This is a genomic window from Rhodococcus sp. NPDC077669, assembly GCF_040686915.1.
Taxonomy (GTDB): domain Bacteria; phylum Actinomycetota; class Actinomycetes; order Mycobacteriales; family Mycobacteriaceae; genus Rhodococcoides; species Rhodococcoides fascians.
Window position 1 is genome coordinate 1 of sequence record NZ_JBFBMD010000012.1, and the last position, 10190, is coordinate 10190.

7 protein-coding genes and 1 pseudogene are annotated in these 10190 nt (G+C 60.0%); all 8 read left to right on the forward strand.

The window, feature by feature from the left end:
- Positions 1 to 41 precede the first annotated feature (41 nt).
- The 8 genes and pseudogenes from AB0P23_RS15285 (at position 42) to AB0P23_RS15320 (ending at position 9993) form a co-directional block, all read left to right on the forward strand.
- Positions 42 to 2987, forward strand: coding sequence for a thioester reductase domain-containing protein (locus AB0P23_RS15285; RefSeq protein WP_363798056.1), 2946 nt, complete (start codon positions 42 to 44; stop codon positions 2985 to 2987).
- 41 nt (positions 2988 to 3028) lie between these two features.
- Positions 3029 to 4228: a cytochrome P450 gene (locus tag AB0P23_RS15290; protein ID WP_363798059.1), complete on the forward strand. Its 1200-nt coding sequence runs from the start codon at positions 3029 to 3031 to the stop codon at positions 4226 to 4228.
- Positions 4229 to 4234: 6 nt separating this feature from the next.
- Positions 4235 to 4975: an alpha/beta fold hydrolase gene (locus AB0P23_RS15295; protein WP_363798062.1), complete on the forward strand. Its 741-nt coding sequence runs from the start codon at positions 4235 to 4237 to the stop codon at positions 4973 to 4975.
- A gap of 139 nt (positions 4976 to 5114) precedes the next feature.
- A pseudogene (locus tag AB0P23_RS15300) lies at positions 5115 to 5243 on the forward strand (FAD-dependent oxidoreductase); the annotation flags it as partial.
- Positions 5244 to 5429: 186 nt separating this feature from the next.
- The gene (locus tag AB0P23_RS15305; protein ID WP_363798165.1) at positions 5430 to 6569 is read left to right on the forward strand and encodes a GMC oxidoreductase; all 1140 of its coding nucleotides are present in this window, start codon (positions 5430 to 5432) and stop codon (positions 6567 to 6569) included.
- Positions 6570 to 6571: 2 nt separating this feature from the next.
- Positions 6572 to 8173 (forward strand): MFS transporter, encoded by a 1602-nt coding sequence (locus tag AB0P23_RS15310; RefSeq protein WP_363798064.1) that lies wholly within the window; start codon positions 6572 to 6574, stop codon positions 8171 to 8173.
- Between the two features lie 214 nt (positions 8174 to 8387).
- A complete protein-coding gene (locus AB0P23_RS15315) occupies positions 8388 to 9065 on the forward strand; it encodes a hypothetical protein (protein ID WP_032365277.1) in 678 nt (225 codons plus the stop codon).
- Positions 9066 to 9123: 58 nt separating this feature from the next.
- The gene (locus AB0P23_RS15320; protein ID WP_363798067.1) at positions 9124 to 9993 is read left to right on the forward strand and encodes a hypothetical protein; all 870 of its coding nucleotides are present in this window, start codon (positions 9124 to 9126) and stop codon (positions 9991 to 9993) included.
- The last annotated feature ends 197 nt before the right edge of the window (positions 9994 to 10190 follow it).

A 10190-nucleotide genomic window follows, 5' to 3' on the forward strand; every position in this document is an offset into this window, starting at 1 on the left:
CTGCTGCGCTTGCTGGTGTGTTCACGGTTGCCGAGGGAGCCATGATCGTCGGCGAACGAGCCCGTCTGACTGCCGAACTCGCCGACACCGGCGCGGTCGAAGCCGGTATGCGGTCCGTGTGCGAGCGGATCAAGTTTTTGCCGGCCACAGTCGAGCTGCTGATGGACGCTAACTGGATTACCTCGGAACGTTCCTTCGGCGGTCCGACTCACTGGGTAAAGTTCGAACCCAAACCAGTCGATCTACAACCGGTCGCGAATGCGCTGGCGACCTGGGGGGCAGATGTCGTCATCGATTTGGCCTCGGAGTTCGTATTGACGACCGAGGACGAGTCAGATGATTCTGTCATCGGCACGATGCCACCAGGTGGCGGCGCCCCGGCTATGGTGTATGCACTTTCGAAGCTCTGGTTGCGCGGCGCACAGGTTCGATGGCGAGAGGTCACCCCAAGGCCTCAGTTGCCAGTTATGTTGCCGCATTATCCTTTTCAGCGGGAAAGATACTGGATCCCGTCGCCGGTCGGACGGCCGAATCCGCGCGGGGGGAAGCCGTTGGCCCCGAGCATGACCACCTTGGCGACGGGTCAGCTGATTGCGGAAACAGAGATTTCTGTCAAGACCGTCCCGTTCTTGCACGAACACGTGGTTCATGGTCTTCACGTCGTTCCCGGAGTGGTGTTCATCGAACTGGTACTGCGATGCAGCGAATTTCTGTTCGGTACCGACGCTGCAATTCGATCCATGTCGATTTCCCGCCCTTTGGTACTGGCACCGGACGCCTCCGCTTCGGTTCAGGTCATCATCACGCCTGGTCCGGCGGACGGCTATGACGCCTCCGTCTACAGCCTAGGTAGCGGCGGAAAGTGGAATGTGCACCTCAGAGCGGATGTGACGTCCGGCGTCGGGGGCACAAGAGATGTACTCGTCGCTGCGTCGACGCAAGAAGCGGAGGAGGCCGGGCCCGAACAATCTTTCGATGGGCTCGCTTTCTACTCGGACTTCTGGCACCCGGACTTCCAACTCGGGCCCAGCTTCCAATTGATCACCAGCGCGAAAAGGGTGCGTGGACATGCGGAAGCATCGATCGCCATGCCCGCGCAGAATACCCAGGGTGTCAGAGCTGGCATTCGACCGGAGCTACTGCTGTTAGACACTGCAGTGCAGCTCGTCGCGCTTGCCGCGGGTGAAGTCGGAGTGCCTCTCGACCGGGTACGACTCGGGACCGGCTACCAGAAGATGGCGATCTACAAGACCACCCCAGTCGGCCCGATCAAAGGTACGGCGGTCGCCTCTACCGGAGCCGATGGAAGCATTGTCGGGAGTGTGTCTCTGACGGACAGCAACGACGAACCGATCGGAATCATCGAGGGAGTGTCTTTCGCGCAAGTGGGTGCCGAGATGCTCAGGCGGATAGCGGAATCGACGGCCGAACACGGCGTCAGCGCTCGTGCTGTCGCCAAACCTGACCTTGCTGCGATCGCCGCTCTGTCTCGCGACGAACGCATTTCTTCGGTTGTGGGCCACCTTCGTAAAATATTGGCGGCCATCACCAGCGCACCCGCCGATAGTTTCCGTGAGACGGAGTCTCTGGTGGACCGCCTGGATTCCCTCATGCTCATCGAACTGAAAGACGGAATCGAGACCGACTTCTCGATCGAGGTGAACACGGAAGACTTGTTCGAGGCGGCGACTCTGGCAGGTCTCGGGCCCTGGATTGCCGGGCGATTGACTCTGGGCGGGCATGCTGCGGCACCGTCCGGCGCACCGGTGACAAGCGAGCGAGCAGCGGGTCGGCGGAACTCGAAACTGATGACGGTCGAACAGATGAGTCGCAAGGCGATTCTCGATCCCCCAATCATCGTGCGCGGGGGAGACGTGACCGATGTGCCCGTCTCAGGGGCTACGTTCCTGACCGGAGCCACCGGTTTCGTGGGAGCATATCTACTGGGGGAATTGCTGTCCCAAACCGACGGCGACGTCTTGTGCCTGGTGCGTGCCGATGATGAATCGCACGCATTGCGTCGGATCGAATCCAACCTCGACAAGTACGGAATAAACTGCCCCCAAAGCCGTCATCGCATCGTGCCCGTAGTTGGGGATCTGGCACTTCCCCTCTTCGGATTGTCCGCCGCTGCTTTCGATTCCCTGCATGGCATCATCGGCAACATTGTGCATTGCGGCGGTATGGTCAAATGGACATACCCTTACGACGGCCTGTCCGCAGCGAATGTCGATGGAACGGTGAGTGTGCTTCGCCTCGCGACCGTGGGAACTCCACGGCCAGTGCATTTCATATCGACGGTCGGAGTGTTTTCGTCGCGTTTGTACACAAAGCCCACCGTCGACGAAACTACAGATTTGGACTCCAGCGGCCCGCTTGCTGTGGGGTACGCCCAAACCAAGTGGGTTGCCGAGAAGATGATGAGACTGGCACATGAAAGGGGCGTTCCGACTACGATTCATCGAATCAACACCGGCGGCGACAGCACGAGCGGTGCATTCAACCGCCAAGACCACTTGAGCATGATGATAAAGGGCTGCGTCGAGGCGGGACTCGCTCCTCTCGAGGCCGATATGCCGCTGCAGCCGGCTCCGATCGACTACGTGGCGCGGAGCATCGTCGCGCTCGCTGGTGAAAGGTCGTCGATCGGAGGGACCTTCCATCTCGTTCATCCGAACCAACTCAGTTGGCGTCAACTCTTCGACTACGTCGAGGACTTCGGATACAAAGTGGAGCGGCTATCGTTCGCGGACTGGAGGGACAAGGTTGTCAACAGGCGAGTCGGAACAATGGCCCTGGTCGGTCTGACACCTTTTCTTCACGAGTCGGTCGACGATGTCCAACTACCGTATTCGGAGAGCAAGCAGACCCGGTCGATCTTGACGGAGCTCGGTATCGAATGCCCAGACTTGGACCGAGACCTCGTCCATCGCTACTTGCAGAAATTTGTGTCGTCCGGATTCTTGGACGCGCCCCGCGTCGTGTGAATCGAGCCGAAGGCAGTTATGAGGAGCGTGCAATGACTACGTTGACAATCGATCTTGCCAGTCCGGAGTACCGACTCAACCCGTGGGGGCTTTATCAGAGGCTGCGTGACGACCACCCGGTGCATTACGTTCCGAGCGGTACTCATGACGGCGAGGACATCTATATTTTGAGCCGCTACGACGATGTGGGCCTTGCGCTCAAGGACAAAGCGCTATTCTCATCGCAAATCCAGCGTGACAATTACATGAATCTGCCGATGCTGGTGAACCGTGATGCACCGGAACATACAAGGCTGCGTCATTCCACGAATCGCGCATTCAACGCCCGCTTGGTCCGTCAGCTCGGAAACTGGGTGCAGGAAATCGTCAACGACTTGATAAGCGATCTGCTGAAGCGAGACACCGTCGAGTTCGTCGATCTGTATTCGACAGCGCTGCCGCTACGAGTTGTAGGTGGGATGTTGGGTGTCCCGCTCGATCGTAAGGCCGATCTACGACGTTGGTCGCAGGCCGTCATGAATTCCTTTGCAGTGTCGGCTGGGCTGGACCCGGACAGTGTCCCCGGATTCTTCGAGGACATTATGGAGTTCAGCAACTATATGGAGGAGTTGGCACACGAAAGGCGCGGAAAGCCCAATCGCGGCGACATTCTCGGGGAGTTGGTCGAAGAACAGGAAAGTGGTGCCCTGACGCGAGACGAGTTGGTGACCATGGCGTGGTCGTTCATTGCTGCAGGCCACGAAACCACGATGAACCTGCTGGGTGGGGGCATCGAAATGTTGATCCGCCGGAAGGAACTGGCCGAGGAGCTCAGGTCGGCCCCAGAGAGAACCGGTGCTTACATCGAAGAATACCTACGTCTTTACAGCCCGACCCAGTGGTTGCTTCGTCGAACAGCCGCCGAGGTGACCTTGCATGACGTTGTCATCCCCGAAGGTGCGCTGGTACACGTAGTGCTGGGCGCGGCGAACAGAGACCCAAGACAGTTCAGCCATCCCGACGACTTGGACCTCGACCGCACCAACGTGAACAGGCACTTCGCTTTCGGGGCCGGACCGCACTTTTGTCCGGGGTCGGCGTTGTCCAGGCTGCTCGCGGAGGTCACGTTCACATCGTTCTATCCGATTCTGGGGCAGTTCAGTTTCGATCCGGATCGTCCACCGCAGTTACGCAGGCAGCAGGGCTCGTACGGGTTCGCAGAGATGTACCTGAACGTGAAGTCCGGCGCGGCGAAGGGCTGAAGGACGGTGTCGATCGAATCGAACGTCTGGTTCCGAGCTTTCGATCGGACAAGCACGAAACGGCCTACGCTGCTGTGCCTTCCCCACGCGGGGGGATCCTCGGGATTTTTCAGGTCGTTGTCGGAACACTTGGCCGATTCGAAAGAGATTGTTGCGGTTCAATATCCGGGGCGTCAGGACCGCCTCCGCGAAGAGCCGTTGAAGCGTATTCCGGAACTTGCAGCAACTATCGCGTCCGAGGCGAGGGAAGCGATGGAGGGTTCGATCCAAGTTCTGGGCCACAGCATGGGTGCCTTGGTCGGTTTCGAGCTCGCACGGATGTTGGAAGAGGACAAAACACTACGTGTCGAGCATCTGACGATTACCAATATGAGGGCACCATCCATTCCGGCGCGGCCGCCGTATTTGCACACGCTCGCAGATCCCGACTTTTTCGGTGCCGTGGCTGGACTCGGTGCAACTGACCCGGCTCTATTCGACGATGCGGAGATGGCTCGCCACATTCAGGGAACCCTGCGTGTCGACTTCTCGGCAGTGGAAGTGTACCGAGCGATCGGATGCCCGAAGGTGACCTGCGGAGTGACAGCAGTCGTCGGACTGCAAGATCAATTGTTCACCGCGGCCGAGGTCGGTGCCTGGCGCAGGCACACCACCGGGAAATTCCGCTTACGGATGTACGACGTGGATCATTTCGGAATATACGACGCGATTCCGTCACTGGCCGCCCTACTGCTGGAGGTTCCTTGATTTCGACGAATGTGGGGGTCTATCGATGAACAGATTCAGGCCGAGTGGAACGCTGTCTCGAAGGCAGCTACTGCGTGGTGCGACTCTCTCGGCTGTGGCGCTGGGCGGGTCCGGGATCATCCAGCACCCGGCGCGAGCTATGCCGGGCTCGAGTGTATTGATAATAGGCAGCGGTTATGCGGGTTCTGTTGCAGCGCTCCGATTGGCGCAGCGTGGAGTCAGATCGACCGTTCTGGAACGAGGACGAAGGTGGTCGATCGATGCTGTGTCCAATACCTTCGCGTCAAGTCGAAGTTTGGACAGTAGGGCACTGTGGGCGCCCCTGGGGGCAGTACCCGGATACGGAGTGCTGCCCGGAGTAACCGGTGTCCTCGAAGTTGTCGAGGGTACAGGCGTGAAGTGTTTCGCAGGAGCTGGCGTGGGGGGCGGGTCACTTGTCAACTACGCAGTCATGATGACACCGCCCGAGCATCTATTTCGGGCCAGCTTCGGTGACTTGCTCGATTACGAGGAGATGGTGGATGTCTGGTATCCGAGAGCGCTGAATCTGTTGGGCTGCAGTCAGATTCCCGACGACGTATTGGCTTCCGAGCCATATGCCGATGCTCGCGAGTTCGCGAAGTCCATGGCGCGTGCCGGTCTGCGGGTCGAACGTCCGAACCTGGCGGTGGATTGGGATGTTGTTCGTGCGGAAATCGCCGGCACAATCGCACCGTCGGCGATCATGGGTGATTGCATCCTGGGCATCAACAGCGGTGCGAAGATGAGCGTGGACCGCACAATCCTCGCTGCGGCCGAAGCCACCGGGCTGGTGACGGTGCTGCCGATGCACCGAGTCTCCGCGGTGGGTGGCGATGAGAATGGCTATACGGTCGAGTGCGAAGAACTGTCGATTTCGGGCTCGGTGACGAATAAGAAAGTATTCGATTCTCGCACAGTGATCTTCGCCGCTGGGTCGATCGGAACGTCGCAGATGTTGGTTCGAGCTCGCGCTCGCGGGGACATCGCGGGGTTGCCCGGAGAGGTGGGTAGGTATTGGGGAACTGCTGGCGATCACGTCACCTCGGGGTTGATCGGCGTGGGATCTCCGGAGCAACAGGGTGGCCCGGCCCATCTAGTGGCGACCGATTGGTCCAACAAGGCCTGCCCTACGACGTTTCTCGGCTTTCCGCTCGGTGTCCCGGTTGTGGGGCCTCTGACCAAAAATGCATTGGCTGTCACTGTTGTTCCGCCGCGCGGTTCGCTGGTTCATGACGCCGTGACTGGTGACGTGAAGGTGACGTGGCCTTCCTCCGACCCGGACATAGTGGCAGTCTCACGTGGGGTCGCCCAGACGGTGAGCAAGGTCGACAGAGCTAATGAGCGTGTGGTTCCGACCATATCGTCTCCGGCCGTGACATCGCATGCCCTTGGCGGGGCGATCATTGGTAAGGTGACCGACGGTTTCGGGCAAGTAATTGGCTGTCCAGGCCTGTTCGTCGTGGATGGTGCTCTGATACCCGGTTCGACAGGTGCAGTTCCACCCGCCTTGACTGTGACGGCTCTCGCAGATCGATGCGCCAGCCGCATCGCTTCCCAACTGAGCGGGGAGTAGGCGTGTTCGGTCAGGGGCGTGCCGGGTCGGAACCCCGGGTACCGGTCGTCGACGACTCCCGTGAGTCAATCGCTGCGCGGCCAACCAAGAACGGCAACCCGGGTTGGACGTTGATGGTCGTCGCGCTCGCGACATTCATGTTGATGCTCGATCTCACAGTGGTCAATGTGGCCTTACCCGATATTCGTTCGTCCTTTGATTCGTCGTTTTCAGATCTTCAATGGTTTCTCGATGCATATGCTCTGGGACTCGCGACGATATTGCTGGCCGCGGGTGCGCTAGCCGATCGAATCGGGCGCCGTATTGTGTTTCAGTCTGGGCTCATTGTATTCACAGTTGCTTCTTTGATTTGTGGTTTGGCCCCAAACGGCGTCACATTGATAGGTGCCAGATTTCTGCAGGGATTGGGTGGCGCAGTACTCTTTGCAGTTGGTCCGGCATTGCTGGGTCACGAATTTCGCGGAAAAGACAGGGGAAAAGCCTTTGGGGTTTTTGGCGCGGTCGCCGGCCTGGCAATCGCGTTCGGTCCCCTGATCGGTGGGGCGCTGACAGAGTTTTCCAGTTGGCGCTGGATCTTTCTCGTCAATATTCCGCCTGCCCTGGTTGCGATTTGTTTCTGTCATGCGAAGGTACGCGAGTCGCGGGACGATGCCTCCCCGTCGGTGGATTGGGTGGGAAGTCTTTCATTTTCTGTAGCGCTTTTCTTCGTGGTTTTAGGCGTGATGCGCGGTACGCCCGACGGCTGGATCAGCCTCGGCGTCACCGGGTGTTTCGTAGTATCGGCATTGCTGATAGTAGTTTTTCTTGTAGTTCAATTTCGCCGCCGTGAATCTGCATTGTTCGATATCGCACTTTTGGTCAACCGCACGTTCAATGGACTATCTCTCGTCACGGCACTGTCGGCATTCTCGGTGATGCCGGCAATATTCTTCTTGATTTCTTACGTGAGGAACGTTCTCGAATATTCTCCGCTAGCGAGCGGAGTCAGATTTCTGCCACTTACGCTGCTGGTTTTCGTGGCCGCAGGACTGTGCGGGTCGGTGGTGGCCAAATGGCAACCCGCACTGTTGATCGGGGCTTCTCAGTTGTTCATTGCTGCGGGATCGTTTGCTGTCCTTCTGGTCCAGCCGGACTCTGACTGGACAGCCCTGCTACCAGCCATGGTGCTGATCGGTATCGGCATGGGTTTGTTCAATCCGCCGCGAGCAGCGCTATCCATTGCGGTGACCGTCCCCGCGAAGGCCGGAATGGCGTCGGGGACGAACGAGACGTTTCAGCAGGCAGGACTAGCCGTGGGCATAGCGGCTATGGGCGCTCTCTTCCAAGAACGTGTGTCCGTCGCGTTCTCCGAAGGGCCGGTCGCCGCCCTGCTCGGGAGCAGGGCGGCGGATGCGTCCGACGCCATTGCTGCGGGGGCTGCGGCCGAAGTGGTGAATTCCGTGCCTGCGTCGATCGCCCAAGAAGTGCGTAATGCGGCAACGTCCGCCTTCGTCAGCGGACTGCACGACATGATGATGGTGGCTGGAAGTATCGCATCCGTGGCCGGGATTCTCGCCTTCGCGACCATAAGGAGAAGGGATCTGGACAGCACGGCGCTTGCCTAGCCCTGCCGGCAGATGCCGCCCGTTGGGAGAGTCGAGCTGAGGCGAAGCCGCCGGGTGTCCGGTTCCTGCGGGTAGCGACCAAGGGGCAGTTTTTTTCTTGTTGAGCGTCGTGGGAGAGGCCAACCGATAGTGGCTTCCCCTAGTTTTGCTGCTCAGCACTACTATCGGGCCGAGAGCGGTTCGGCCGGATATTACCGAGTAGTAGGGTGACAGTGTGAACTCGAGCACCGAAACCCTGGAGTCGCCCGCGACTCCAGGGTCAAGCAAGACAGCAAAGATTCTGTTGGCCGTCGTCACGGTGATTGCCGTGGCGGCGCTCGCAGCGGCCGTGTTCTTCGGATACGGCTGGGGCACGGCGCTGTTGAGTGAGAAGCCCACCGCCGACACCCGCGATGCGGCGCTCACCGGCGCTCAGCAGGCTGCGGTCAACCTGAACACTGTGGATGCAGCCAACATCGACCAGTCGTTCGACAACATGAAGTCCTCGATCACCGGTGATCTGATGCTCAACGATCTGGAGCAGACCCGTTCGGGAATTACCGATCAGGTTCGTCAGTCCGGTGCCAAGAGCGAGGCCGAGGTGCTGCACGGCACCCTCACCGAGCTGAGCACCGACGAGAACACCGCAACGGCGCTCGTCGTCATCGCCACGACCACCACCTGGCCCGACCGGGTGGAGCGCAGCAAGCTGACCATGCGGATGGCCATGGAAGACGTAGACGGGGTGTGGAAGACCAACAAGGTCGATCCCATCGGTTCGCGGATCTCTCTCGACAACCCGAACACCAATCCCGTCATTCCGACGGAACCGGGTGGTCCCACCGACCCCAACGCGGTCGACCCCAGTACGGAAGCGACGCCGGCCCCCCAGCCGAACACCGGCGGCAACTGAGTTTGCCGGCAGCGCCGTCGTCCATCTGTACAGAAGTAAGCCTCGAAGGAGTTCTGCAGTGCCTCCCCAGCGTCGCAAGATCGTTCCCCCCACGACCACCAGCAAGGTACGGCGAAAGGTAGCCGGCACCGCCAAGCCCACGTCGGCCGAGACCGACGCAACGGCACCCGAGACAACGGCACCCGAGACAGCGGCACCCGACACCACGGCTGCCGAGACAGCCGTCGGCACCACACCCGCGTCGGAGAAGCCCAGACTGGACAAGGCAGATCCGGTCGAGACGGATACGGCCACGACAGCCCCGGCCACGACACAACCGGCCGAGACGCAGCCCGTCGACACGCAGCAGGGATCGCGCCCGTCCAGGGCCGGGCTGAAGAAACCGGTCGCGCCCACCTCGACCTCGACCGAGACGACCGAATCGCCGAAGTCGGCGTCGGGTATCGGGTTCAAGCACGTGATCGTGGTCGCGGTCATCGCCGTGGTTCTCGGTGCTTTCGCAGCCGTCGCTGCATTCAAGCCGTTCGCGACGATCGACAACAAGGCATGGGTGGATTCTTCGGGGACGCAAGAGGTGACGTCGGCAGCTACCGACGCTCTGCAGACCCTGTACACGTACAAGGCCGAGACGATCGATGCAGATTTCGATGCGGCGCGGGCGGTGCTCAATCAGTCGATGCTCGACGAGTTCAACTCCACCGCCGACACCACCAAATCTGCTGTGGTGCAAACCGATACCGGCACCGAGGCAATGGTCACCGATATCGGCGTCTCGCGACTCGAGGACGACAAGGCCGAACTGATCGCAAACGTCAACATCAGCGCTACTCAGAACGGCGTTGCCTCCGGCAGTGCGGAAGGCCCTCTGACGGTCAACATGGAGAAGATCGACGGCACCTGGAAATTGTCGGCGATCGACGACCAGTAGACCCCGACCGGTCGATACTTCGGCCCCGTCCGATGCAGCGTCAGCGCTGCTCGGACGGGGCTTTTCGTTGTTTTCACGGTCTCCGTCGGTGTCCCTGGCCAGGTCTACCATCGCGTTTGCGTCCTGGCTTGGGGCGAGCCCTGGTTGTTCGGGACAACCATTCGATGCTCGACGGCCAGGGATGGATCCGATGAAAA

Bases quoted from the DNA above. Each gene is read 5' to 3' on its own strand.
- AB0P23_RS15285 (WP_363798056.1), top strand. From the start codon at position 42: ATGATCGTCGGCGAACGAGCCCGTCTGACTGCCGAACTCGCCGACACC.
- AB0P23_RS15305 (WP_363798165.1), top strand. From the start codon at position 5,430: ATGACACCGCCCGAGCATCTATTTCGGGCCAGCTTCGGTGACTTGCTC.